The sequence below is a fragment of the Nocardia neocaledoniensis genome (assembly GCF_029868625.1).
Lineage (GTDB): Bacteria > Actinomycetota > Actinomycetes > Mycobacteriales > Mycobacteriaceae > Nocardia > Nocardia neocaledoniensis_A.
Map to the genome: position 1 here is coordinate 1 of NZ_JARWOJ010000235.1, position 22906 is coordinate 22906.

Here is a 22906-nt window from a genome sequence, read left to right on the forward strand (position 1 = left end):
CTCCCTCGGGGGGGGGGGGGGGGGGGCGCCCCCCCCGGGTCTGCCCGCCCCCCCCCCCTCGTATCCCCCGCCCCCGGGCGGGGGGCCGCCCCCCCCGCGGGGGGGGCCCCCCCCGCCGGGGTCGAGATCGATTGCCACCGCAGTGATTTCCTGGCGGCCTCGGCGCGCCTTGCCGACGGCTCGTTCGACCTGGTGATCAGCAACCCGCCCTATGTGCGCACCCAGCAGCTCGGTGGTTCGACCGCCCAGCTGCTCAGCAAACGGTTCGGTCTGCGCGGCCGGATCGATCTCACGCACCCGTTCGTCGCGGTCGCGCCCCGTCTGCTCGCCCCGGACGGTGTCCTCGGATTGCTGTGCGCCAACCGGTTTCTCACCACCCGCGCCGGCGCCAATCTGCGCCGGATTCTGACCGAGGACCTGCACCCGGCCGAACTCTACGACCTCGGCGACACCAAGCTCTTCGCCGCGGCGGTACTGCCCGCGATCACGATCGCCACGCGGGCGCCGACCTCGCTCGCCTGCCGCTACGTCTCGGTCTATGAGGAGCCGGGGGCCGAACCCGACTGCGCTGTCGATCTTTTCGACGCGCTGACCGGCGCGCGCGCCTGCCTGGTCGGTGCCGGGGACCGGGTCTTCGCCGTCGAGGTCGGTGTGCTGTCCACCGGCGCTCCGGGAACCCGACCGGGTCAGGCTCTGTCCGCACCGCAGCGCGACCTCGGGCCGGTTCGCGCGAATCGACGGCCGGGCAGCGATGGTGCGGCCGCCGCGGTGGATCGCTCCGGACGATCCGCCGACACCGCGTGGCGCATGTCCCGGCCCGCGGTCGATCGCTGGCTGGATCGGATCGGGGAGCGCACCTGGCGCACGTTCGGTGACACGGCGCGGATCAGGGTGGGGATCAAGACCACCGCCGACCGGGTGTTCATCTCCGACCGGTGGGAGCAGATGGACCCCACTCCGGAACCGGAACTGTTGCGGGAGTTGATCACCCACCACGATCTGCAACCGTGGCGGATCGGCCCGGACCGGGGCACGAAGGTGCTGTATCCGTACGACCTCCTGCAACCGCGCCGCACGCCGATCGATCTCGCCGATTTCCCCGGTGCGGCCGAGTACCTGCGATCGCACGAACAGGTGCTCGCCGGCCGCCGCTACGTGCTCGACGGCGGCCGGAAATGGTTCGAGATCTGGGTACCGCAGCGCCCACACCTGTGGGGTGCGCCGAAACTGGTGTTTCCCGACATCAGCGAACGGCCGCGGTTCGCGCTGGATCGGTCGGGCGCGGTGGTCAACGGCGACTGCTACTGGATCTCGCTCACCGATCTGGGCGCCGGAGCGCAGGCGACCGACCTGGCGTATCTGCTGATGGGCGTAGCGAATTCGGCGCTCGGATTGCGATTCTACGACGCGGTGTGCGGCAACCGCCTCTACTCCGGCAGGCGCCGCTGGATCACCCAGTACGTGGGGCGACTGCCGCTGCCCGACCCCGCGCGACCCGACTCGGCGGTGATCGTCGAGCGGGTCAGGTCGGTGGTGGAAGACGGGGTGCCCGTGGCGCGGGCCGGTGTCGACGAGGCGGTGGCCGCCGCCTTCGGGGTGCCCGCTCAGTGAGCGCGGTGGATCCCGACCATCGGCAGCAGGGTGCGGCGGGCGAACTCGCGACCGGCCTCGGCGTCGTCGAGCGGGATGAGACCGTCGGGGGTGAGCGCCAGCGACAGCGCGAGCCTGGCCATGATCTCGGCGACCAGGTCGGGATCGAACTCCGGCACCGGCGCGGTGGCCTGGAGCTCGCGCAGTTTGTCGGCGAGGTAGCCGCGCCCGACCGCGAGAATGGGGCCCGCCTCGGTGGTCAGGCGCGGCAGGATGATCTCCGGCTCGGTGCCGAGCAGTCGGCGCAGCAGTTCGTTGCCCGCGATGGTCGTCACGAATGCCACGAAGATCTCGACCAGCTGCTCGCCGGGCTCGGTGACCGCGCTGACCCGGGCGTCGATCTCGGCGACGTAGCGTTGCGCCTCGCGCACGCCCACCGCCTCGACCAGCTCGTTCTTGGATTCGAAGCGGCGATACAGGGTGGCCGGGCTGATGCCGGCGCGGCGGGCGATCTCACCCATGCTGGTGCGCTTGATGCCGAAATCGAGAAACGCCGACAGCGCGCTGTCGAGCAGCTTCTCCCCGTCGGTGACGGGTTTCTCCAGGATCCGCGCGAGGATGGACGAGACGGTGGGCATCGCCCCATTATCCCTGTGGCGACAAATCCAGCGCGGCCATCTCCCGCTCGATCGCATTGGCGGCGAAGTCCGCTCCGCGGGAACGTAATTCGTGAACCCGGCACTGGAGTGCCTCGATTCCGCCTGGCTGGGCGGCGATATCGGCGACGCTGAGCCGCCGCTCCGCCAGGTGCACACCGGTCTGCCTGTATGCCACCGTGAAACCTCCTGCCTCGCGTACCCGGTGCCGGCCGCCGAACTCTTGGCCGGACGCGATACGCAGGGCAAATGCTATCAGGTTTCCCTACTGGTCACTTGATCGGTGTGACGTCTCACAAGATCTCGGCCGTGCGGTGCGCCGCGAGATTGTGGACATAGACGGCGGCGTTGAGCTTGATCCCGTCCTGCTGGGCTTCGGTCAGTTCCTTGCGCACCTTGCCGGGCACGCCGGCCACGAGCGAGCCGGGCGGAATCTGGGCGCCCTCCGGGATCAGCGCGTTGGCCGCGATCAGGCTGCCCGCGCCGATCACCGCGCCGTTGAGCACGGTCGCGCCCATGCCGACGAGGACGTCGTCGCCGATGGTGCAGCCATGCAGAATCGCGTTGTGGCCCACCGAGACTCCGCTGCCGACGGTGAGCGGGAAACCGGGGTCGGCGTGCAGCACGCAGCCGTCCTGGATATTGGTGCGCGCGCCAAGGACGATCTCCTCGAGATCGCCGCGCAACACCGCCGAATACCAGATGCCGACCTCCTCGGCCAGGCGCACCCGCCCGATGACGGTCGCGTTCGGCGCGATCCATGCGGTCTCGTCGATCTCCGGAGCGAACCCGGCCACCTTGATGATCATGGTCGCGATTATCGCGCTGTCCCGCGGAACTGGGCACGGTGGGCCGCCGGAGAGGTGCCGAGCGCGCGGTGGAAGTGGTGGCGCAGGTTCACCGCGCTGCCGAAACCGGTGTCGCGGGCGATCCGGTCGACGGTGTCGTCGGTCGACTCCAGCAGCAGCCGGGCATGGTCGGTGCGCTGGCGCAACAGCCAGCGCTGCGGGCTCGTGCCGGTGCGCTCGCGGAAGCGGCGGGTGAAGGTGCGCCGCGACATGAACGCCGCCCGCGACCAGGCATCGAGATCGATGGCGGCGCCGAGACGGGCCCGCGCCCACACCATGGCGTGCTCGATCGGGTCGTCGGTGTCGGCGTCGATCGGGTCGATCGGGATGAACTGCGCCTGGGAGCCGTGCCGGTGCGGTGCGGTGACCAGCGCGCGGGCCAGTTCGGTGGTCGCGCGGGCGCCGACGTCGCCGCGGACGATGTGCAGGCAGCAGTCCAGCGCGGCGGCCACGCCCGCGGAGGTGATCACGTCGCCGAGATCGGTCCACAGCACGTCGGCGCGGACCCGCACCCGCGGATAGGCGGCGGCCAGCGCCGTCGCGGCGGCCCAGTGCGTGGTCACTTCGCGACCGTCGGCCAGCCCGGTCGCCGCGATCGCCCACGATCCCAGGCACAGGCCGACGAGCCGGGCGCCGTCGGCGTGCGCGGCGCGCACGGCCGCGCCGAGAGCGGGGGACAGGGGTTTGTCGCGTAGCCAGCCGGGGAAGATCACCAGCTCCGCGTCGGCCACCGCGTCCAGGCCGTGGTGCACGGTGATGTCGAAACCCGCCGCGGTGGCGAGGGTTCCGGGTTGCTCGGCGCAGACCCGCACGTCGTAGGGCAGGTCGCCGGCGACGCCGATCCCGGATCGGCCGAAGACGAGGGTCGGCACCGACAGATGGAAGGGGCTGATTCCGTCGAACGCGATGACGGCCACCGAACGCATGGCCCGATCTTAGCGATGCGCGGCCTGAAGGCCACTCTCCGGCGGGCGGCCCGATCGGCCAGAGTGGTCGACATGACCGAGACCGTCACCCGCTCCGCTCTGCTCGACGCCGTCCACATCGGTGGCCCGACCTTGCGTTTCCGCTACGCGGGCGCGACCTGGCTCACCGATCCGACCTTCGACGAGCCCGGCGACTATCCAGGGCCGATCACCCTGCACAAGCTCAGCGGGCCCGCGGTGCCGATCGAGGCCGTCGGGCCGATCGACGTCGTGCTGCTCTCGCACGACCAGCACGCCGACAATCTCGACACGGCGGGTCGCGAGTTGCTGGCCCGGGTCGGCACGGTGCTCTCCACGCCCGATGCCGCGGGCCGGATCGAGGGTGTGCGCGGACTGCGACCGTGGGAGAGCGTCACGCTCGGCGCGGTCGAGGTCGTCGCCGTGCCCGCGCTGCACGGGCCCGTCGGCTGCGAACCGCTCAGCGGCGTCGTCACCGGGTTCGTCCTGCGTGCGGCGGGGGAGCCGACCGTGTACGTCTCCGGGGACAACGCGTCGGTGGAACTGGTCGAACAGATCGTGGCGCGGATGGGGCGCATCGACGTGGCGGTGCTCAATATCGGCGCCGCCAATGTCGGCCGGTTCGGCGACAGCGATGTCACCCTGAACGCGCGCACCGCGGTCCTGGCCGCCGAGGCGCTCGGCGACGCGATCATCGTCGCGGTGCACGCGGAGGGCTGGGCCCATTTCACCGAATCGCTGGACCACCTCGAGCGCAGCTTCGGCTACGCCGGTCTCGGCGATCGGCTCCGGATTCCGGTGCGGGGTGAGGTGTTCACCGTCTGAGCGATTCGGAACCTTCAATTCTCATCCCTGTCGAGTGGTCCGCGGGGTGCTCACCCGACAGCAACGATCGACCCGCGTCCGGCTCCCGGGCGCGGGTCTCGCGACTCAGGAGAAGTGTTGCCACGACGCCGAGGCGACGACCTCGGCCGCGGCCCCGACACCGTGACAACACGCGACCGATAACCGCCCGACTCCCGTCGACCCGCGTCCTAAGCTGGGCCGATGACGGGAACAATCGGGGTACCTGCCGAGGTCAAACCGCAGGAGTTCCGGGTCGCGCTCACGCCGGCCGGCGCCTCCGAGCTGGCCGCGCACGGGCACCGGGTGCTCGTGCAGGCCGGGGCGGGGCAGGGTTCGGGCTTCGGTGACGAGGACTACGTCGCCGCCGGCGCGACGATCGGCGCCGACGCCGACCAGGTCTGGGCCGAGGCCGACCTGGTCCTGAAGGTGAAAGAGCCCATCGCGCAGGAGTACTCGCGAATGCGACGCGACCAGGTGCTGTTCACCTACCTGCATCTGGCCGCGTCGAAGGAGTGCACCGACGCGATCCTAAACGCGGGCATCACCGCGATCGCCTACGAGACCGTGCGCGCGGCGGACGGATCGCTGCCGCTGCTCGCGCCGATGAGCGAGGTGGCCGGCAAGCTCGGCACCCAGGTCGGCGCCTATCACCTGATGGCGCCGATGGGCGGCGAGGGCGTGCTGCTCGGCGGCGTGCCCGGCGTGCGCCCGGCCGATGTGGTGGTGCTCGGCGGTGGCGTCGCGGGGACCAACGCGGCGACGGTCGCCGTGGGGATGGGGGCACGGGTGAGCGTGCTCGACACCAATCTGGCGCGATTGCGGGAACTCGACGCCCGCTTCGCGGGTCGGGTGGGCACTCTCGCCTCGCACGCGCTGGAGATCGAGAAGGCCGTGCTCGCCGCGGATCTGGTGATCGGCTCGGTGCTGGTGCCGGGCGCCAAGGCGCCGAAGCTGGTCTCCGACGAGCTCGTCGCCGGGATGCGGCCGGGGTCGGTGCTCGTCGACATCGCCGTCGACCAGGGTGGCTGCTTCGCCTCCACCCGGCCGACGACCCACGCCGATCCGACCTTCCCCGTGGCGAATTCGCTGTTCTACTGCGTGGCGAACATGCCGGGCGCGGTGCCGCACACCTCGACCGTCGCCCTCACCAACGCCACCCTGCCGTTCGCGCTGGCCATCGCCGACAAGGGCTGGCGCGGGGCGTGCACCGCCGATCCTGGCCTGGCCGCCGGCCTCACCGCGCACGACGGCAAACTCCTGTCCACCGAAGTCGCCGCCGCGCACGGCTATTCGCTCACCGTCTGAGCGGTCGGTCGTCCCCGCCGAGGAACCAGTCCGGCACGCCCTCGGTCGGCAGGTCACGCAGCTTGTCGGGATTGCGGACGACATTGATGGCGACGATGCGGCCCGCGTCGACGACGAACGAGAAGACGCCGATGTTGGTGCCGTCGAACACCACCAGCCCGGGCGCGCCGTTGACCAGGACGGCGCGACCCCAGGCCTCGGCCGCCGACGGCCCGTGGTACCAGCCGAGCAGCGCCTTGGCGATGAGTTCGGCCCCGCGCAGCGGCTGCCGGATGGCGGGCACCTTGCCGCCTCCGTCGGCGGTGAGCACGACATTCGCGTCGAGCACGCCGAGCAGCGAACTCAGGTCACCCGAACGCCAGGCGAGCGCGAAGGCCGAGACCACCTTCTCCTGTTCGTCCCGGGAGGCCGGGAAACGGGGGGTGCCGGATTCGACGTGCTTGCGGGCGCGCGAGGCCAGCTGCCGTACCGCGGCCGGGGTGCGGCCGACGACCTCGGCGACCTCGGGTCCGGTCATGCCGAACACGTCCTGCAGTACGAACGCCGTGCGTTCGGCGGGCGAGAGGGACTCCAGCACGACCAGCAGCGCGGTGGTGACCCGCTCGTCCTGGGAGACGCGGTCGGCCGGGTCGTCCCACGCGGTGACCTCCGGCTCCGGCAGCCACTCGCCGACATACTGCTCGCGGCGGGCGCGGGCCGAACCGAGGTGATCGAGGGCGAGGCGGCCGGTGACGGTGGACAGCCAGGCGCGCAGATTGTCGATCTCGTCGGCCTTGCCCGCCTCGTGGTGCCGCTGCAGCCGCAGCCACGCGTCCTGGACCACGTCCTCGGCGTCGCTGAGGCTGCCGAGCGTGGAGTAGGCGAGTCTGCGCAGGTAGGGGCGATGCTCCTCGAAGCGACGGGCCAGTTCGGCCTGGTCGGAGTGCTGCGGTGCGTCGGTCATCGGTGATCGCCGTTCGGTCGTCGTTGGCCCTGCTCGGGCGAGTGTAGGAAGTGCCTCGCAGAGAGGACGAACCAGCGGGGCCGGGTGTGACATTCCCGGGCGGGGGTCAGGGTTCGGCGTAATTCCGGGCCGTGACGTCGAGGCGTCTGGGCCGGGTCGGAGGGCAGGTTCGTGGCGGCGGGCGATGACTCTAGGGTTTACTCGTGCGGGTGCAGAGGGTGAATTCGACGGCGGTGGGTCTCGTTCTCGGGTTCGCGCTCGACCGGGTGTTCGCCGATCCGCGCCGGTTCCATCCGGTGGCCGGATTCGGCTCGGCGGCAATGGCTTTGGAGCGGTCGACCTACGCCGACGATCGGCGGGCCGGTGTCCTGCACGAGGTCGTGGCGGTGGGGTCGGTGCTGGGGATCGGCGTGCTGGCCGCCAGGGGTGGGGTGCTCGCGACGGCCCTGGCGACCTGGACGGCGCTGGGCGGTCGGTCCCTGACGCGCGCGGGACACGCGATGGCCGACCGGCTCGATGCCGACGACATCGCCGGCGCCCGCGAGCTGCTCCCCTCCCTGTGCGGCCGGGACCCCTCGGTGCTCGACGCGGACGGACTGGCCAGGGCCGCACTGGAATCCATCGCCGAGAACACCTCCGACGCCACCGTCGCTCCGCTGCTGTGGGGCGCCGTCGCGGGCGTGCCCGGCCTGCTCGGCTATCGGGCCGTGAACACCCTCGACGCGATGATCGGCTATCGCAACCAGCGCTACGAACGCTTCGGCTGGGCCGCCGCCCGCACCGACGATCTGGCCAACCTGGCGCCCGCTCGGCTCACCGGCATCCTCACGGTCGCGCTGGCGCCGCTGGTGGGCGGCACACCGGCCGCGGCGTGGCGGGCCTGGCGCCGCGACGCCGTCAAACATCCCAGCCCCAACGCTGGCGTCGTGGAGGCCGCGATGGCCGGCGCGCTCGGCATCCGCCTCGGCGGCCGCACCCAATACCGCCACGGCGCCGAACTCCGCCCGACCCTGGGCGACGGACCCCCACCGACCACCGCCGACCTCCGCCGCGCGGTGCGCATGTCGGAAGCGGTACAGGTCGGCGCGCTGGTCGTGTCGGCGGTCGTCGCTGGAGTTCTGCGGCGCTAGCGGGTGTTCCCGGCCGGGCTCATCGGCGACATGCCCCCGTGCTACCTCAGATGAATGCGGGTGTGGGCTCGTCTGCGGAGGCCCGGAGGGGGCGGTTCCGCAATGGGGCGGGTCAGCGGTTGCGGCCGTAGCGGTCGGCCAGGCGGGCTTCCGTGGTCGGCGGTGCCGGGGTGTCGGGCGACGGGGTGGACTCCACCGTGGCCGGGGCGGGGGACTCGGCGCGTTCGCGGCGGCGGGCGCGGAGTTCGGCGACGACGAAATAACCGAGCCCGAGCGGGGCCATGATGCCGAAGGCCAGCCACTGCAGGCCGTAGGAGAGGTAGGGGCCCGCGTCCAGCTGGGGGAGCGGGACCGGGGTGAACGCGCCCGGCTGGCCCTCTGCGAGCTGGAGGTAGCCGCCCTTGTCGGTGCCGGTGGGGATCGGCGTGAGCGCGGTGCCGAGGACGGTGGACTCCTGGCCGGTGTCGACCGTGTACACCTGCCGATAGCCGTCCTGGGTGCTCGGCGGCTTGTCGGCCACCACGCCCTCCGACGCCCGGACCCGGGCCTCCAGCCGCTGGGTACCCGCGGGCGGGGCGTCGACCACCGGGGGACGGGTGCCGTCGACGGCGGCGACCAGGCCACGGTCGACCAGCAGCGTGCGCCCGTCGTCGAGCCGGAACGCGGCAAGGACCGCGTAGCCGGGGGCGCCGTCGAGGTGGCGCAGGCGCACGAGCACCGTCGAATCCGGTACGTAGGAGCCGCTGGCGGTGACCTTGCGCCACTCGGTGTGGGTGGTCGGGTCGCCGTCGATGATGCCGGTGACATCCACCGGCTCGGCGCGCACCGAGTCGGCGATGAGCTGGTTGCGGTGCTCGGTGCTGGTGTTCTTGCCCAGCTGCCACGGCGCCAGCACGGTGAAACACAGGTAGGCGAACGCGACGACGATCACCGCGAGGATGAGCCAGCTCGGGCGCAGCAGGAAGGTGAGTTTGCGGATCATCATGGCTGCGCGTCGGCGGTGGCGCGGGTGTCGAGCGCGGCGCGTACCCAGTCCAGGAGACCGGGGATGGCGGCCTCGATCTGATCGCGGACCAGGTCGAAATCGGACTGGTCACCGTAGTAGGGGTCGGGGACGTCTCGGCCGTCGGCGCCGGGATCGAAGCTGCGCAGCAGTCTGCGCTGCTCGGTCGACACCCCGCGCTGGGCCAGCTCCCGATCGTGGCCGCTGTCCAGCGCCACGATCAGGTCGGCGTCGCGGTGCTCGGGACCGAAGGTGGCGGCGATGTGCTCGGTGGGGTAGCCCGCCCGGCGCAGCGTCGCCTCGGTGCGCGGATCGGCCGGATCGCCGACATGCCACGACCCGGTGCCCGCGCTGGTGACCCGCACCCGGTTGGCGAGACCGGCACGGTACAGATGCGCCTCGAACATCTTCGCCGCCATCGGCGAGCGACAGATGTTGCCGGTGCACACGAAGCTCACATGAACTGGACCCACGGCTGCCATTGTCGCCCGTGGCGCCGAATCGCCGCCACGTAGGGTGTTCAGTTGTGTTCCAGGACTCCGTCGACCCCGCGATGCTGCGCCACCACGGCGACGTGGAGGCCCGGCCTGGCATGCTCGATTTCGCGGTGAACGTACGCGGGGTCGCCCCGCCCGACTGGTTGCGCGCGCGGCTGGCCGGGCGTCTCGACGATCTCGGCCGCTATCCGAGCGCCGAGGACGAGGCCGCCGCCCGCGCCGCCGTCGCCGCCCGGCACGGCCGCGCACCCGAGGAAGTGCTGTTGCTGGCGGGCGCCGCCGAGGGCTTCGCCATGCTGCCGCGCCTGGCGCCCCGCCGCGCCGCCGTCGTCCACCCGTCGTTCACCGAGCCCGAACTGGCGCTGCGCGAAGCCGGCGTGCCAGTGACCCGCGTGATCCTGGACCGCCCGTACACCCTCGACCCCGCACTGGTCCCCGAAGACGCTGACCTCGTCGTCCTCGGCAACCCGACCAATCCCACCTCGGTCCTGCACCCCGCCGCCGCCATCGAGGCGCTGCGGCGCCCGGGCCGCCTCGTCGTCGTCGACGAAGCCTTCGTCGACGCGATCGCCGATCCCGGTGTGCACCCCGCCCCCGCCGATCACGCGGCGCCCGCCTCCGCCGACGGCGCGCCGACCGCGTTCGTCGACCGCGCGGCGCCCGCGTCCGTCACCGGCCCCACGCCCCTGGCCGAACCGGAGTCGCTGGCCGGCCTGTCCGCACCAGATGTGCTCGTCCTCCGCAGCCTCACCAAAACGTGGGCGCTGGCCGGATTGCGCTGCGGATACGCGCTCGGCGCGCCGGAGGTACTGGCCCGGCTGAGCCAGGGGCGGCCGCACTGGCCACTCGGCACGCTGCAGCTCGAGGCGATCATCGCGACCGCCGCGCCCGCGGCGGTCGCCGAGACGCGGCGCGAGGCGGACCGGATCGCCGTCGAGCGTGCGGCGATGATCGAGCGCCTCACCGCGCTCGGCGTCGACGTGCACACCCCGGCGACGGGCCCCTTCCTGTTGCTCGCCGTGCGCGACGGCGCGCTCGTGCGCAAGCAACTGGCCGACCGCGGCATCGCCGTCCGGCGGGCCGACACGTTCCCGGGGCTCGGCCCGGACCACCTTCGGGTCGCGGTGCGTGGGACCGCCGAGGTCGACCGGTTGATCGAGGGCTTGCGGGCGGCGATGTGGTGAGACGAACCAACGACGACAAAGGAGGCGGCGGTGCCTGACCTGGCCGAACTGATCGGGGTGCTCGACGCGGCGTACCCGCCGAAGCTGGCCGAATCGTGGGATTCGGTCGGGCTGGTGTGCGGCGACCCGGCGCAGGAGGTGACCAAGGTGGTCTTCGCCGTCGACGCCACCGCCGCCGTGGTCGACGAGGCGATCGAGTGGGGCGCCCAGGCGCTGGTCGTGCACCACCCGCTGCTGCTGCGCGGCGTCGACACCGTCGCCGCCGACACCCCCAAGGGCGCGCTGCTGCACAGGCTGATCCGGTCCGGCTGCGCCCTGTTCTCCGCGCACACCAATGCCGACTCCGCCGACCCCGGCGTCTCCGACGCGCTCGCCGCCGCCGTCGGCCTCACGGTGACCGGCCCACTCGACCCGAAACCCGTTGCCCCGGTGGACAAGTGGGTGATCCAGGTGCCGCGTACGCATACCGCCGCACTGATGTCGGCGTTGTTCACCGCCGGCGCGGGCGCGATCGGCGACTATCGGGAAGCGGCCTGGTACACGGCCGGGACCGGTCAGTTCCGGCCGGCGCCCGGCGCGAATCCGACGATCGGGGTGGTCGGCGAGGTGGAGACCGTCGCCGAGGACGCGGTCGAGGTCGTCGCGCCGCCGAGTTCGCGCCCCGCGGTCCTCGCGGCGCTGCGCGCGGCCCATCCCTACGAGGAACCGGCCTATCACGTCACCGAACGCGCGGCCCTGCCGTCCTCGCTCGGCCTCGGCCGCATCGGCGAACTCGCGCGACCGGAGACCCTGCGCGAGTTCACCGCCCGCGTCGGGGTCGGCCTGCCGCGCACCGTCTGGGGCGTGCGCGCCGCGGGCGATCCGGATCGCGTCATCGAGCGGGTGGCCGTCTGCGGCGGTGCCGGCGATTCCTACCTGAACGCGGCCGTCCGCGCGGGTGTCGACGCCTATGTCACCGCCGACCTGCGCCACCATCCCGTCGACGAACATCTGCGCCGCGGCGGCCCCGCCCTCATCGATGCCGCCCACTGGGCCACCGAATTCCCCTGGTGCGGACAGGCCGAACAGATCGTCCGGGCCGCGCTGCCCGCCCTCACCACGCGGGTCTCCACGTTGCGCACCGATCCGTGGACGGTCACCGGCTGACCGGCCTCACGGCCGCGATCGCTCGAGACCGGTCCAGGCGCGGGCGAATTCGGGATGGACACGCACGGTGACCGTTCCGGCGTCGGGCGCCATCGCGGCCACCAGATAGCGATCGAGCCCCGTGAAGACCGCGGGGCCGAGCATGATCGCCGCGAACAGCAACAGCACCCCCGCGAGCCCGGCGAGCAGCGTGACCGCCGAGGGAATGGCCAGGTACAGCATGCCCGCGAGCAGGAGCGGGAACAGGCTGCCCACGTAGTAGACGATCAGCTTCCGCACGCGCGCGTCGGCCCGCGCCACACACCGTTCACACTTCGGCCACGTGGCCTGCACGGCGACGGTGGGCTCGTTGCATTCGGCCACGAGTTTGCCGAGCGTGGCCGCCTTCAGCGCCTCGAGCAGATTGCGGCCGACGCCCTCCTGCCGGAACGCTCCGGCCTTGCCCCAGAACCGCAGGATCTCTTCCGTCGGTCCGATCGCGGGTAGTCCGTGCGCCGGGCAGACCGGCGGTAGTGCGGTCGCCACGGTCAGCTGGAGCTGCCGGTCTTCGGCGTGGGGATCGAAACGTCGCGGTCGCAGGGGCAGGACCAGGTCGGTGGCGGGAGGTGCGTCGGTCATACCGGGTTGGACGCGCCGAGACCTCGATCGGTTCCCGCCCGGCCCGTTCTCGGGTCGTGGCGTACGCACCCGCGCGGCGCGGTACGGTTGACCAACCCATCCGTCCACAGTGTTCAGGAGTTCGTGCGCGTTGAATGTCGAACCGTCGGTCCAGTCCAAGCTGCTCCAGCTCGCCGCTGTCGATGCCGAGTTGACGCGGATCGCGCACCGCAGGAACGCGCTGCCCGAGCAGCAGGAGGTGACGCGCCTGGCGGCCGAGCGCAACGGGTACAAGGACGCCGCCGTCGCCGTGGAGATCGGCATCGACGATCTGGATCGCGACATCCGCAAGCTCGAGGGTGAGGTCGAGGCCGTCCGCAAGCGCGAGGACCGCGACCGCGGCATGCTCACCGCGGGCACCGTCGCCGCCAAGCAGCTCGCCGAACTCCAGCACGAGCTGGGCAGCCTGGAGCGGCGCCGCTCGGTGCTCGAGGACGAGCTGCTGACCGTGATGGAACAGCGCGAGGCGATGGCCGCCGACCACGACCACGCGGGCGCCCGGCTCAGCAAGGCCGAACAGGACCTGGCCGACGCCGAACGCCTGCGCGACGAGGCGATGGCCGATCTCGACGTGGCCCAGCGGCGCTGCGACACCGACCGGGCCGGCCTGCTCGGCCTGTTCCCGGACGAGCTGCTCGCGATCTACGACAAGCAGCGCGCCGCGCACGGCGTCGGGGCCGCGCTGCTGCAGGCCCGCCGCTGCGGCGCCTGCCGGATCGAGATCGACCGTGGCGAGATGCAGCGCATCGCCAAGGCCGCCCCCGACGCGGTCGTGCGCTGCCCCGAATGCGGCGCGATCATGGTGCGCACCAAGGAATCCGGGCTGTGATCGACGCGGTGCGCCGATGACCGAGGTGATCGTCGAGGCCGACGGTGGCTCGCGCGGCAATCCCGGCCCGGCCGGGTACGGCGCGGTCGTCTTCGACGCCGACCACGTGCGGGTACTCGCCGAGCGCAAGGAATACCTCGGCGTCGCCACCAACAATGTCGCCGAATATCGCGGCCTCATCGCCGGTTTGGCGGCCTCCGCCGAACTCGGCGCCTCGGTCGTCGCGGTGCGGATGGACTCCAAGCTCGTCGTCGAGCAGATGTCGGGTCGCTGGAAGGTCAAGCACCCGTCGATGATTCCGCTCGTCGAACAGGCGCGGGCACTTGTCGCGGGCTTCGATCGGGTGAGTTTCACCTGGATTCCGCGCGCCGAGAATTCCCATGCCGACCGGCTGGCGAACGAGGCGATGGACGACGGCGATCTCGTCGGCTCCGTTCGAGAGGCCGTCGCCGCCGGGCACGCTCCCGGCGACCAGGTGGCTGTGTCCGCCGGGCATCAGGATGTCGTCGACACCGAGACGCGCGGATCCGACCGGGTCACCGCTGCCACGGCGGAGCGTGTCGAGGGCGACCCGGCGCTCGACGGCGCGGTGACGCGTCCGTCCAACGCGCCCGGCTGGACCGGCGCGCTCGGCAAGCCGACGCGGCTGTTGCTGCTGCGCCACGGCCAGACCGAGCTGTCGGTCGAGCGCCGCTACTCCGGTCGCGGCAACCCGCCGCTCACCGATCTCGGCCGCCGGCAGGCCGAGCGCGCCGCGAAAATGCTTGCCGCCAAAGGCGGTATCGCCGCCGTCGTCACCTCGCCGCTGCAACGCGCCCGCGCGACCGCCGAGGCCGCCGCCGCGGCGCTGGACGTGCCGTTGCGCGTGCTGGACGGTCTCATCGAGACCGATTTCGGCGACTGGGAGGGTCTCACCTTCGCCGAGGCCGCCCAGCGCGACCCGCAGCTGCACACCGACTGGCTCGGCGACCCGTCGATTCCCGCACCCGGCGGGGAGAGCTTCGATCAGGTGCGTGAACGGGTGGAGAGCGTCCGGCGGGATCTGGTCGCGCTGTATCCGGGCCAGAACATCGTGGTGGTCAGCCATGTCACCCCGATCAAGACGCTGCTGCAGCTGGCGCTCGGGGTCGGCCCGTCCCTGCTGTACCGGCTGCACCTGGATCTGGCCTCGCTGTGCATCGCCGAGTTCTATCCCGACGGCGGCGCCTCGGTCCGCCTCGTCAACGACGTTTCATATCTGAGCTAGGCGGGTGTCGCCGGGGCGCGGTACGGTCGCCCAGGTTCGCGGTTCGGCGTAACGACGACGCCCCGGCGCCCGAAAGGTTCTCGGGCGTGCGGAATGCCGCGGCCATCGAGAAAGGTACTTGATGAGGTTTCTACGGATGGCGGCGTTCGCGGCGGCCATCGCGGGGGCGCTCACCGCGTCCGCAGGTGCGGGCAGCGTGTCGGCCGAACCGAGCGTGGTGCTCGGCGCGGCCTCGGGCATCGTCTTCGACAACAACTCCGGGTGCTCGCTGACCGCCATCGGCCACGACAGCGCGGGCCGCCTGGTCGGCCTGACCGCGGGCCACTGCGCGCCGACCGGTGCCAGGGTGGGGGCCGAGCAGGCGCTGCAGGCTGGTGTGATCGGCACCGTCGCCTTCTCCGACGACGGCGAGTACCTCGACTTCGCGGTGCTGCAACTGGACGCGTCGAAGGTCGTTCCGGTCCGTACCGTCGGCCAGACCACGGTCGTCGGCATCGGCGAGCCGCCCGCCGCGGGCGCGACGGTGTGCTCGGACGGGCGCACCAGCGGCCGCAGCTGTGGCGTGGTGTGGGGTGAGCTCGAGGGCACCTCGATCAACCAGTACTGCTCGCAGCCGGGCGATTCCGGTGGTCCGGTCGTCGTCGGTGATCGGCTGGTCGGCATGAACCAGGGCAGGCTCACCGGCCTCGGCCCCGTCGACTTCGACTTCCCGTGCACCAACGGCGCGAACCCGCTGCATTCGCCCGCGTACTTCCAGCCGATCGGGGTCATCCTCGAGGTGCTGAACCGGGCGGGCGGCGTCGGCGCCGGGTTCCAGCCCATCTGATCCGCCGTTCCAGCGCACCAGGGCGCGACACCCATCCGGTGTCGCGCCCTGTGCTTTTCGCCGCGGGGTGAGCAGCTGTTCGGGCACCCCCACCACGGCGCCGATCACGACGTGCCGAGCCCGCGTTCGTGCATGAGCAGGAGGCCGTAACCGGCGACGGCGTGGGCGTCGACGATCTCACCGCGCAGGATCATCGCCTCGAGCTGGGATCGGGAGAACCACGCGGTGCGCATGTCCTGCTCCTCGGGCTCACGCTCCGGCTCACCCGGGGTGAGATCGGTGGCCAGGAAGCAGTGCCCGCGCTGACTGGTCGAGGCGGGCGCGGTCGCCAGGACGCCGAGCGGGGTCATCCGCCCGGCCCGCAGGCCGGTCTCCTCGCGCAACTCGTTGTGCGCCAGCTCCACCGGCGACGGCGCGGTGCCCTGCGGCGGCGTGCCCGCCGGGAACTCCCAGTAGCGTTCGCCCAGCGGATACCGGAACTGCTCGACGAGGTGGAAGCCCTCGCCGTCGAACGGGATCACCATCGCCCAGTCGACCTTGTCGACCACGGCGTAGATGCCGACGGAACCGTCGGTGCGGCGAATCGTGTCCTCCCGCAGCCGCATCCACGGATTGGTGTAGATCGTGCGCGAGCTGAGCTGTTCCATGGCAACCATGGTGCCCCAACCGCCGCCGGCGTCAGGCCGAATCGGCGGTGGGGCACCGGTTCGTCACGGGCGCAGCACGGAGACCAGGAAGTCGGTCTGATCGCGCACGACCTGCTCGAACACGTCGTCGAAGTACACGTCGAAATGGCCGACGGGGTACTGCTTGACCACGGCGTGCTTGGTGCGCTCGGCGGCCCTGCGGGTCGGCGCGGCCGGTGCCACCGAATCGTTCTCCGCGATCGCGTAGAACACCGGCACCTTCAGCGCCTTCGCGCGGCGGCCCGGCGAGTCGAACAGGGTCGAGAACGCCACCCGCGCACCGACCTTCGGCCGATAGGTGTCGCTCTCCTCGGCGAGCCTGCCGAAACCCTCCGGCACATCGGACGCGCTCATCAGCGCCGCCGCCCGCTTGCGTCCGGCCAGCCGGATCCGCACCGGCTTGCGCCGCAGCGGGCCGAACAGCAGGTCGGTCATGGCGATCGTGCTGACCTTGGTGAGGCTGATCGGCCCCTTCGCCATCGCCGAGGCCCAGCCGCTGGTGAACGGCACCTGCGCGACGACCGCGGCGAGATAGTCGTCGTCGGGTGCCACCGACAACACGTGCCCCCCGCCGAAGGACGTGCCCCACAACGCGATCCGGGTGGCGTCGAACCCACGGATGCTGCGCGCGTAGGCGATCGCGGCCTTCCAGTCCGCACGCTGGCGAGCGATGTTGAGCACCTGCCGCGGCGCCCCCTCACTCGTCCCGAAATGCCGGTAGTCGAACGCCAGCACCCCCATTCCCGCCGCGACGAACCGCCGCGCATACCGATCCAACCCCATCTCGCGGGTGGCCCCCAGCCCGTGTCCCATGATCACCAACGGTCGCGGCCGGGGAGCACCGTCGGGCAGATACAGCCACGCAGCGCACTGCTGCTCGCCCGAGGGGAAACTGACGTCGACACGTTCCATGAGTGATTACCGTACCGAGTATCCTGTACGAGCGGACGAGTCGGCCGGGCGACCGCGGTGACGGGAACGGGCACGATGGTGTCGCTGCCCGGTGCCGAGGAAAGTCCGGACTCCACAGAGCAGGGCGGTTGTTAACGGCAACCCGGGGCGACCCGCGGGACAGTGCCACAGAAAACAGACCGCCGCACAGCACGTGCGGTAAGGGTGAAACGGTGCGGTAAGAGCGCACCAGCGCCCCGGGTGACCGGGGCGGCTCGGTAAACCCCGCCCGGAGCAAGGTCGAAGGTCGCACCTCGCGGTGCGGCTGCGCAGGTGTTCGAGGGCTGCTCGCCCGAGCCTGCGGGTGGACCGCTCGAGGCACCCGGCGACGGTGTGTCCAGATGGATGGTCGCCCCCCGGTGCGAACCGGGGACAGGATCCGGCTTACAGGCCGGCTCGTCCGCGCACGATCGACGAAAGCGGCGGTCCCACACGGGAACCGCCGCTTCGTCGCGCCGCGAGGGCTCAGCACATCAGCTTGACCGTCTCGTAGATCGTCTTCGCCTCGTCGTTGGTGGCGGTGGTCGCGCCGTTCTTGGAGTATGTGACGACCGCGGCCACAATGTCGGCCTCGGACTTGCCCGCCTTGATGTCGCTGCAGGTCAGGTTCAAGACATTGGCGACCGCCGCGTCGTCACGGCCCTCGGCCAGCTTCGGGAAGGCGTTGCGGTAGCTCACCACGAACATGCCCGCCTTGGTGGCGTCCACCTTGGTGGCGGGGGCGGCGGTGGTCGAGGTGGCGGGGGAGGCCGAGGAATCGTCGCCGCAGCCGGCCAGAAGCAGGGCGAAGACGGTGGCGCTGGCCGCGATGGCGGCGGTTGTTCTACTCACGGAGCGGGATGCTAGCGCCCCAGAAAACAAGTCGCCCCCCGTGCGGTGAACGGGAGGCGACAGGTAGCCGATCGGATCGGTGCGTTACTGGGGATTGATCATCAGCATCTGGGCCCAGTACGAGGCCGCGTCCGGACCGAGAATCGGCAAGAGGTAATCGAAAATCAGCGACGACATGCGTTCGGAGCTCCCATTTATCGACGTCGAGTGCCGCACCGCCCGGCGTATGCCGGGAGTGCCGCCGCCACAGTAACAATTGCGGCCCGAGGCGTGTCGAGTCGGTGAATATGCGTGGGAACTCGCCGGGAACGTGAGCGAGGTCATAGAGTGTTCGCCGTCGGCAGGGCTCGAGGCCACGGTTGCGGGCCCACACACATTCGATCCCGGAAGCAGGTCTCATTTACATGCGGGTAGTTCGTTCCATTGTCGCCGGTGCGCTGATCGCCGGAGCCGCCGCCGTGCTCACCTCGCTGGGTGCCGGATCGGCGGGCGCGGTCGCGGTGACCCCGCTCTCGGGTGGGGTCCAGGTCGACCTCAGCCCGGCCGATACCGCCTGGGTGCACCAGACCCGGTTCGGTATGACCGTCGCCGGTCTGCCGCACCCGTCGGCCGCCTCGTTCGGTCAGGCCCTCGACGCGGCTGCCGCCGTGTCGTCGTCGGTGCCCAACGGTCGGGTCACCTTCACCGTGTACGGCCCGTTCGATCAGCTCAACGGCACCATGCTGGCGCTGCAGTAGGCACTCGCTACCCTGCCAGGATGGAACTCCATCAGCGGATCGTCTCGGCGCCGGTCGACTTCGGCGCCATCCGTTCCGAATTCGGGCTGGCCTCGGACTATCCGGCCGAGGCCGTCTCGAATGCCCGCGACGCGGTCGACGCGTTCGCGGGCACCCGGGTGGACCGGACCGATATCGAGTTCGTCACCATCGACCCGCCCAGCGCCATGGATCTGGACCAGGCGCTGCATCTCGAACGCACGCCGACCGGATTCACCCTGCACTACGCGATCGCCGATCTCGGCGCCGTGATCGTGCCCGGCAGCGCGCTCGCCCGCGAATCCGAGTCCCGCGGCCAGACCTTCTACCTGCCCGACGGCAACGTCCCGCTGCACCCGACGGTGCTGTCCGAGGGCACCGCAAGTCTCCTGCCCGGTGTCGACCGGCCCGCTGCGCTGTGGACCATCGAACTCGACGACACCGCGACGCCCCTGTCCTTCTCGGTGACGCGCGCGCTCGTGCGCTCCCGCGAACGCTTCGACTACGCGCAGGTGCAGGCCGCCGCCGACGAGGGCACCCTGCATCCCGCGCTGACCGCACTGCCCGAGTTCGGCCGCCTGCGCATCGAGTCGGCGCTCGACCGCGGCGCGATCTCGCTGCGCCTGCCGTCCCAGGACGTGGTGCGCGACGGTGACAAGTGGCGCCTCGAACTCGAACCGCGCACCGCCGCCGACGACTGGAACGAGCAGGTCTCGCTGCTCACCGGCATGTGCGCGGCGCGGATCATGCTCGAGCACAAGGGAACTCCGCTCGGCCTGCTGCGCACCATGCCACCGCCACCGGACTCCGCGATCGCCTCGATGCGGCGCACGGCCGCGGCGCTCGACGTCGACTGGCCCGCGGACATGCCGGTCGGGCGGATGCTGGCCGGGCTCGATCCCAACACCCCGGCCGCCCTGGTGCTGATGTCGGAGGCGACGAGCCTGCTGCGCGGCGCGAGCTACACCCTGTTGAGCGAACTCGCCGACCCCACCGAGGACCAACTGACCCACAGCGCCATCGGCGCACCGTACGCCCACGTCACGGCACCGCTGCGGCGCCTCGCCGACCGCTTCACCACCGAGATCTGCCTGGCCTACTGCGCGGGCACGGAGGTCCCCGGCTGGGTCGCCGACGGGCTCGCCGCGGCGGCGGACACCCTGCGCCGCACCGACGCGGTGGCCAACAAGGTCGACCGCGCCTGCGTCGACCTCACCGAGGCGACCGTCCTGGCCCCGCGCCTCGGCACCGAGTTCGCCGCCCTGGTCCTGCGTGAAGCCAACGGCTCCCGCGGGGCCGAGATCTTCGTCGTCGAGCCGCCGATCCTGGCCAGGTGCGCGGGCGAACCCCCGGAGGGCGAACACGTCTCCGTCCGCCTCGTCACCGCCGACAGCGTCACCCGCACCATCGAGTTCGCCTACCTCGCGAACTGACCACACTCCGCGGACGAGCGGCCGTCGACTCCTCTTCGGGGACAGTGCCTTTCGCTGGAGTCTCACACATCGTGCGGCGCACGACCAAGCCTCGCGCCGCCGGTGACCAGGGCAGGGCGGCGCGTCGCCGCGGTGGCCGTTGCGCGCGGGCCGGTTCAGTCGGCGGTGGAGACCAGGGCTGCGGCCGCGGGATAGCGGGCCAGGGCTCGGCCCGCCGCGGCTTCCTCGGTGTCGGCGAGGAGTTCGTAGAGGGTGGCGGTGGGTCCGTGCGCGGTGGCGGCGACCGCCATGATGTGCTCGCGGGATTCGACGGCGTCGCGGTGGTCACCGAGGACGCTCTGCAGGCGTTTGGCGCGGGTACCCAGGTCGGTGGCGGCAGCGCCGAGGACCTCGCCCGCCGCCTCGCAGGAATACCGTAACCGCTTGGCGCCCTTGCGGATATCGTGCAGCAGCTCCACCCGCTCGGCCGGGGCCGAGGTGGGCTCGGCGAAGATCATCTTGCGCAACCGCTTGCGGTCGCGGCGCAGGACGTGCTCGAACACCGGACGGGCCTTCTCGCGCGCCCGCTCGGGATCGAGCGGGGCCGCGGTCCGCCAGGTCTCGAGCGTCTCGGCGAGGTGGCGGTAGCGCATGCTGTCGAGTTCGGTGAGCACGATCTCGTGCGCCCGGGAGTAGGCGTTGCGCGACGCGCCGACCAGCGCCGCGGTCACCTCCTCGGGGACCTCGTCGTGCGCTGCGAGCAACTCGCGGAACCGGTCAGCGCGCACCTCCGCGTCGCGCGCCACCCCGAGCAGATCGGCCAGCCACTTCAACTCGGTGACGGTCGCGGCCGCCTGATCGGCGTCGAAGGCGTCGCGATAGGAGCGCAGCACGCTGCGCAGGCGGCGCGTGGCCACCCGCATCTGGTGGACCGAGTCGTCCGCGTCGGCGCGCACGTCGGGTTCGGCGGCCAGCAGCCGGTCGATGTCCTCGCGCAGTGCCGCGACCACGGCTTTTCCGGCCTTCATGCGCTCAGCCCCGCTTCCCGAACAGATCCGTCGCCTCGACGAGGTGGTGGGTGATGCCCGGCTCGTGGGCGGTGTGCCCGGCGTCCTCGACGATGTGCAGCGTCGAGCCGGGCCAGGCGGTGTGCAGGTCCCACGCGCTCACCGCCGGGCACACGATGTCGTGGCGGCCCTGCACGATGACGCCGGGCAAGTGCGCGATCCGATCCATGTCACGCAGCAACTGTCCCTCGTCGAGAAACCCGCCGTGCCGGAAATAGTGGTTTTCGATCCGCGCGAAGGCCAGTGCGAAGCGTGCCTCACCGGTCTCGGCGATCCGGTCCGGGGCGGGCAGCAGCGAGCTGGTCGCGCCCTCCCACGTCGACCAGGCCACCGCGGCATCCAGCGCCACCTGCTCGTCGGGGGAGTGCAGCAGCCGGTGATACACCTCGACCAGATCGCTGTCGCGCTCCTCGGCGGGCACCGGTGCCAGGAACTTCGCCCACTCGGCCGGATACACGTTGCCCGCGGCGCCGTTGTAGTACCAGTCGATCTCCTTGCGCCGCAGCAGGAAGATCCCGCGCAGCACCAGTTCGGTGACCCGCTCGGGATGGGCCTGGGCGTAGGCGAGGCCGAGGGTGGAACCCCACGAGCCGCCGAACACCTGCCACCGCTCGATCCCGAGGTGTTCGCGCAGCAGTTCCATGTCGGCGATCAGGTGCGGCGTCGTGTTGAACTCGAGGCTCGCGCCGTCGGCGATGTGCGGCAGCGACTTCCCGCAGCCGCGCTGATCGAACAGCACGATCCGGTACAGGTCGGGGTCGAAGAAGCGCCGCTGCAGCGGGCCCGTGCCGCCACCGGGACCGCCGTGCACGAAGACCACCGGCTTGCCGTCGGGGTTGCCGCTGATCTCCCAGTACACCGACTGGCCGTCGCCGACGTCGAGCAGGCCGTGCGCGTGCGGCTCGATCTCGGGGTAGAGCTCGCGCATCAGAGCACCAATCCCGCGGCGAGGTCGGGCAATTCGAGCGCCGTGAGCGCCTCGGTCCGCACATCCGGGCACGACTTGGTGGTGACCCGGTCGATCACCTTCTTGTCGGCGAGGACCTGCTGGCCGAGCCCGGCGTTGCGCACCGTCCAGTCGAGCACCATCGCGTTGAGCGAGAGCCGGCCCAGCGTCGGCCCCTGCACCCGGAAGTTGGACAGCTCCGGTCGCAGCATGTCGCACAGCTGGGCCGCGGTGGCGTCGCTGATCGCCGCGTCACCGGTCGCGGGGCCGGGCGGGCTGCGCGGCGCCGCGGTGGTGCTGCTCGCCTCGCCCGACGGCGTGACTTCCACACTGCCGCAGGCGGTCAGGCTCGCGACGGCGAGCACGCCCGCCAGCGCCAGTCCGGTGCGGATCTTCCAACGGCGATGCGGCATCGAAACCTCTACTCGTGTCGACGGATGTCGTCATCGAGTCTGCCATCACGAACCGAACCCGGTCGCCTTCCCGACCCCGCACCCGCGACCCCGAGCAGCGGCGGCCACGAAGTGGCCGGGGGGGGGCCGCGGGGGGGGGGGGGGGGGGGGGGGGGGGGGGGGGGGCGGGGGGGGCGGCGGGGGGGGGGGGGGGGG

At 71.6% G+C, this 22906-nt stretch carries 25 protein-coding genes and 1 other RNA gene; 12 read left to right on the plus strand and 14 right to left on the minus strand.

The window, feature by feature from the left end:
- Window positions 1-1611 (plus strand): Eco57I restriction-modification methylase domain-containing protein (locus tag QH270_RS18425; RefSeq protein ID WP_280343915.1); only part of this gene is annotated, 1611 nt, incomplete at its 5' end.
- Here QH270_RS18425 and QH270_RS18430 read toward each other — a convergent pair.
- The 4 genes from QH270_RS18430 to QH270_RS18445 form a co-directional block, all read right to left on the minus strand.
- A complete protein-coding gene (locus QH270_RS18430; protein WP_280343917.1) occupies window positions 1605-2228 on the minus strand; it encodes a TetR/AcrR family transcriptional regulator in 624 nt (207 codons plus the stop codon). The two genes, QH270_RS18425 and QH270_RS18430, sit on opposite strands and share 7 nt — an antisense overlap.
- A gap of 7 nt (window positions 2229-2235) precedes the next feature.
- Window positions 2236-2424: a hypothetical protein gene (locus QH270_RS18435; RefSeq protein ID WP_110040252.1), complete on the minus strand. Its 189-nt coding sequence runs from the start codon at window positions 2422-2424 to the stop codon at window positions 2236-2238.
- A 115-nt stretch (window positions 2425-2539) separates the two neighbouring features.
- A complete protein-coding gene (locus QH270_RS18440; protein WP_280343920.1) occupies window positions 2540-3055 on the minus strand; it encodes a gamma carbonic anhydrase family protein in 516 nt (171 codons plus the stop codon).
- Window positions 3056-3063: 8 nt separating this feature from the next.
- A complete protein-coding gene (locus QH270_RS18445) occupies window positions 3064-4020 on the minus strand; it encodes a GlxA family transcriptional regulator (protein ID WP_280343922.1) in 957 nt (318 codons plus the stop codon).
- 72 nt (window positions 4021-4092) lie between these two features.
- Here QH270_RS18445 and QH270_RS18450 point away from each other — a divergent pair, with 72 nt between their 5' ends.
- Window positions 4093-4863 (plus strand): MBL fold metallo-hydrolase, encoded by a 771-nt coding sequence (locus QH270_RS18450; RefSeq protein WP_280343925.1) that lies wholly within the window; start codon window positions 4093-4095, stop codon window positions 4861-4863.
- 222 nt (window positions 4864-5085) lie between these two features.
- Window positions 5086-6189 carry an alanine dehydrogenase gene (ald, locus tag QH270_RS18455; protein ID WP_280343928.1) on the plus strand — a complete coding sequence of 368 codons (1104 nt, stop codon included), beginning with the start codon at window positions 5086-5088 and terminating at the stop codon, window positions 6187-6189.
- Here the strand turns inward: ald and sigJ are convergent.
- Complete coding sequence (gene sigJ / locus QH270_RS18460; RefSeq protein WP_280343931.1) at window positions 6179-7132, minus strand: RNA polymerase sigma factor SigJ; 954 nt, start codon at window positions 7130-7132, stop codon at window positions 6179-6181. The two genes, ald and sigJ, sit on opposite strands and share 11 nt — an antisense overlap.
- Window positions 7133-7341: 209 nt before the next feature.
- Between sigJ and QH270_RS18465 the strand changes: the two genes are divergently transcribed.
- Window positions 7342-8262, plus strand: coding sequence for a cobalamin biosynthesis protein (locus tag QH270_RS18465; protein WP_280343979.1), 921 nt, complete (start codon window positions 7342-7344; stop codon window positions 8260-8262).
- 112 nt (window positions 8263-8374) lie between these two features.
- On the opposite strand, the gene QH270_RS18470 is transcribed toward QH270_RS18465, so the two are convergent.
- Both QH270_RS18470 and QH270_RS18475 read right to left on the minus strand, forming a co-directional pair.
- A complete protein-coding gene (locus QH270_RS18470) occupies window positions 8375-9241 on the minus strand; it encodes an SURF1 family cytochrome oxidase biogenesis protein (protein ID WP_280343980.1) in 867 nt (288 codons plus the stop codon).
- 2 nt (window positions 9242-9243) lie between these two features.
- Entirely contained in the window at window positions 9244-9747 is a 504-nt protein-coding gene (locus tag QH270_RS18475; protein ID WP_280343934.1) for a low molecular weight protein-tyrosine-phosphatase, read from the minus strand.
- A gap of 44 nt (window positions 9748-9791) precedes the next feature.
- Between QH270_RS18475 and cobC the strand changes: the two genes are divergently transcribed.
- Together cobC and QH270_RS18485 are read left to right on the plus strand one after the other, a co-directional pair.
- Window positions 9792-10946 carry an Rv2231c family pyridoxal phosphate-dependent protein CobC gene (gene cobC / locus QH270_RS18480; protein ID WP_280343937.1) on the plus strand — a complete coding sequence of 385 codons (1155 nt, stop codon included), beginning with the start codon at window positions 9792-9794 and terminating at the stop codon, window positions 10944-10946.
- Between the two features lie 30 nt (window positions 10947-10976).
- The gene (locus QH270_RS18485; RefSeq protein ID WP_280343941.1) at window positions 10977-12092 is read left to right on the plus strand and encodes a Nif3-like dinuclear metal center hexameric protein; all 1116 of its coding nucleotides are present in this window, start codon (window positions 10977-10979) and stop codon (window positions 12090-12092) included.
- Between the two features lie 6 nt (window positions 12093-12098).
- Here the strand turns inward: QH270_RS18485 and QH270_RS18490 are convergent, their stop codons facing one another.
- A complete protein-coding gene (locus tag QH270_RS18490) occupies window positions 12099-12710 on the minus strand; it encodes a hypothetical protein (RefSeq protein WP_280343943.1) in 612 nt (203 codons plus the stop codon).
- Between the two features lie 130 nt (window positions 12711-12840).
- Here QH270_RS18490 and QH270_RS18495 point away from each other — a divergent pair, with 130 nt between their 5' ends.
- From QH270_RS18495 to QH270_RS18505, 3 genes are all read left to right on the plus strand, one after another.
- Window positions 12841-13578, plus strand: coding sequence for a zinc ribbon domain-containing protein (locus QH270_RS18495; RefSeq protein ID WP_280343946.1), 738 nt, complete (start codon window positions 12841-12843; stop codon window positions 13576-13578).
- Between the two features lie 16 nt (window positions 13579-13594).
- Window positions 13595-14824 carry a bifunctional RNase H/acid phosphatase gene (locus QH270_RS18500; RefSeq protein WP_280343949.1) on the plus strand — a complete coding sequence of 410 codons (1230 nt, stop codon included), beginning with the start codon at window positions 13595-13597 and terminating at the stop codon, window positions 14822-14824.
- Window positions 14825-14945: 121 nt separating this feature from the next.
- The gene (locus QH270_RS18505) at window positions 14946-15650 is read left to right on the plus strand and encodes a S1 family peptidase (protein ID WP_280343952.1); all 705 of its coding nucleotides are present in this window, start codon (window positions 14946-14948) and stop codon (window positions 15648-15650) included.
- A 104-nt stretch (window positions 15651-15754) separates the two neighbouring features.
- On the opposite strand, the gene QH270_RS18510 is transcribed toward QH270_RS18505, so the two are convergent.
- Both QH270_RS18510 and QH270_RS18515 read right to left on the minus strand, forming a co-directional pair.
- Complete coding sequence (locus QH270_RS18510) at window positions 15755-16306, minus strand: NUDIX hydrolase (RefSeq protein ID WP_280343955.1); 552 nt, start codon at window positions 16304-16306, stop codon at window positions 15755-15757.
- Window positions 16307-16360: 54 nt separating this feature from the next.
- On the minus strand, window positions 16361-17248 hold the full coding sequence (locus tag QH270_RS18515; RefSeq protein ID WP_280343958.1) for an alpha/beta hydrolase: 888 nt from the start codon (window positions 17246-17248) through the stop codon (window positions 16361-16363).
- Window positions 17249-17284: 36 nt separating this feature from the next.
- On the opposite strand from QH270_RS18515, the gene rnpB reads away from it, so the two are divergent.
- Window positions 17285-17690: RNase P RNA component class A (rnpB, locus tag QH270_RS18520), an RNA gene on the plus strand.
- A 62-nt stretch (window positions 17691-17752) separates the two neighbouring features.
- Here rnpB and QH270_RS18525 read toward each other — a convergent pair.
- The gene (locus tag QH270_RS18525) at window positions 17753-18118 is read right to left on the minus strand and encodes a hypothetical protein (RefSeq protein ID WP_280343961.1); all 366 of its coding nucleotides are present in this window, start codon (window positions 18116-18118) and stop codon (window positions 17753-17755) included.
- Between the two features lie 404 nt (window positions 18119-18522).
- Here QH270_RS18525 and QH270_RS18530 point away from each other — a divergent pair, with 404 nt between their 5' ends.
- Together QH270_RS18530 and QH270_RS18535 are read left to right on the plus strand one after the other, a co-directional pair.
- On the plus strand, window positions 18523-18855 hold the full coding sequence (locus QH270_RS18530) for a hypothetical protein (RefSeq protein WP_280343964.1): 333 nt from the start codon (window positions 18523-18525) through the stop codon (window positions 18853-18855).
- 20 nt (window positions 18856-18875) lie between these two features.
- Window positions 18876-20306: an RNB domain-containing ribonuclease gene (locus QH270_RS18535; RefSeq protein WP_280343967.1), complete on the plus strand. Its 1431-nt coding sequence runs from the start codon at window positions 18876-18878 to the stop codon at window positions 20304-20306.
- Between the two features lie 155 nt (window positions 20307-20461).
- Here the strand turns inward: QH270_RS18535 and QH270_RS18540 are convergent, their stop codons facing one another.
- The 3 genes from QH270_RS18540 to QH270_RS18550 are packed head-to-tail and all read right to left on the minus strand — an operon-like array spanning window position 20462 to window position 22711.
- Window positions 20462-21313, minus strand: coding sequence for a CHAD domain-containing protein (locus tag QH270_RS18540; protein WP_280343971.1), 852 nt, complete (start codon window positions 21311-21313; stop codon window positions 20462-20464).
- A gap of 4 nt (window positions 21314-21317) precedes the next feature.
- On the minus strand, window positions 21318-22280 hold the full coding sequence (pip, locus tag QH270_RS18545; RefSeq protein ID WP_280343973.1) for a prolyl aminopeptidase: 963 nt from the start codon (window positions 22278-22280) through the stop codon (window positions 21318-21320).
- On the minus strand, window positions 22280-22711 hold the full coding sequence (locus tag QH270_RS18550) for a hypothetical protein (RefSeq protein WP_280343976.1): 432 nt from the start codon (window positions 22709-22711) through the stop codon (window positions 22280-22282). The genes pip and QH270_RS18550 overlap by 1 nt, the downstream gene beginning before the upstream one ends.
- Between the last annotated feature and the right edge of the window lie 195 nt (window positions 22712-22906).

What these genes read in the sequence shown, in the direction of transcription:
- QH270_RS18430 (WP_280343917.1), bottom strand. Translation starts at nt 2,228, where the DNA reads ATGCCCACCGTCTCGTCCATCCTCGCGCGGATCCTGGAGAAACCCGTC.
- QH270_RS18440 (WP_280343920.1), bottom strand. Translation starts at nt 3,055, where the DNA reads ATGATCATCAAGGTGGCCGGGTTCGCTCCGGAGATCGACGAGACCGCA.
- QH270_RS18445 (WP_280343922.1), bottom strand. Translation starts at nt 4,020, where the DNA reads ATGCGTTCGGTGGCCGTCATCGCGTTCGACGGAATCAGCCCCTTCCAT.
- QH270_RS18450 (WP_280343925.1), top strand. Translation starts at nt 4,093, where the DNA reads ATGACCGAGACCGTCACCCGCTCCGCTCTGCTCGACGCCGTCCACATC.
- ald (WP_280343928.1), top strand. Translation starts at nt 5,086, where the DNA reads ATGACGGGAACAATCGGGGTACCTGCCGAGGTCAAACCGCAGGAGTTC.
- sigJ (WP_280343931.1), bottom strand. Translation starts at nt 7,132, where the DNA reads ATGACCGACGCACCGCAGCACTCCGACCAGGCCGAACTGGCCCGTCGC.
- QH270_RS18475 (WP_280343934.1), bottom strand. Translation starts at nt 9,747, where the DNA reads ATGGCAGCCGTGGGTCCAGTTCATGTGAGCTTCGTGTGCACCGGCAAC.
- QH270_RS18490 (WP_280343943.1), bottom strand. Translation starts at nt 12,710, where the DNA reads ATGACCGACGCACCTCCCGCCACCGACCTGGTCCTGCCCCTGCGACCG.
- QH270_RS18500 (WP_280343949.1), top strand. Translation starts at nt 13,595, where the DNA reads ATGACCGAGGTGATCGTCGAGGCCGACGGTGGCTCGCGCGGCAATCCC.
- QH270_RS18505 (WP_280343952.1), top strand. Translation starts at nt 14,946, where the DNA reads ATGAGGTTTCTACGGATGGCGGCGTTCGCGGCGGCCATCGCGGGGGCG.
- QH270_RS18510 (WP_280343955.1), bottom strand. Translation starts at nt 16,306, where the DNA reads ATGGTTGCCATGGAACAGCTCAGCTCGCGCACGATCTACACCAATCCG.
- QH270_RS18515 (WP_280343958.1), bottom strand. Translation starts at nt 17,248, where the DNA reads ATGGAACGTGTCGACGTCAGTTTCCCCTCGGGCGAGCAGCAGTGCGCT.
- QH270_RS18530 (WP_280343964.1), top strand. Translation starts at nt 18,523, where the DNA reads ATGCGGGTAGTTCGTTCCATTGTCGCCGGTGCGCTGATCGCCGGAGCC.
- QH270_RS18535 (WP_280343967.1), top strand. Translation starts at nt 18,876, where the DNA reads ATGGAACTCCATCAGCGGATCGTCTCGGCGCCGGTCGACTTCGGCGCC.
- QH270_RS18540 (WP_280343971.1), bottom strand. Translation starts at nt 21,313, where the DNA reads ATGAAGGCCGGAAAAGCCGTGGTCGCGGCACTGCGCGAGGACATCGAC.
- pip (WP_280343973.1), bottom strand. Translation starts at nt 22,280, where the DNA reads ATGCGCGAGCTCTACCCCGAGATCGAGCCGCACGCGCACGGCCTGCTC.
- QH270_RS18550 (WP_280343976.1), bottom strand. Translation starts at nt 22,711, where the DNA reads ATGCCGCATCGCCGTTGGAAGATCCGCACCGGACTGGCGCTGGCGGGC.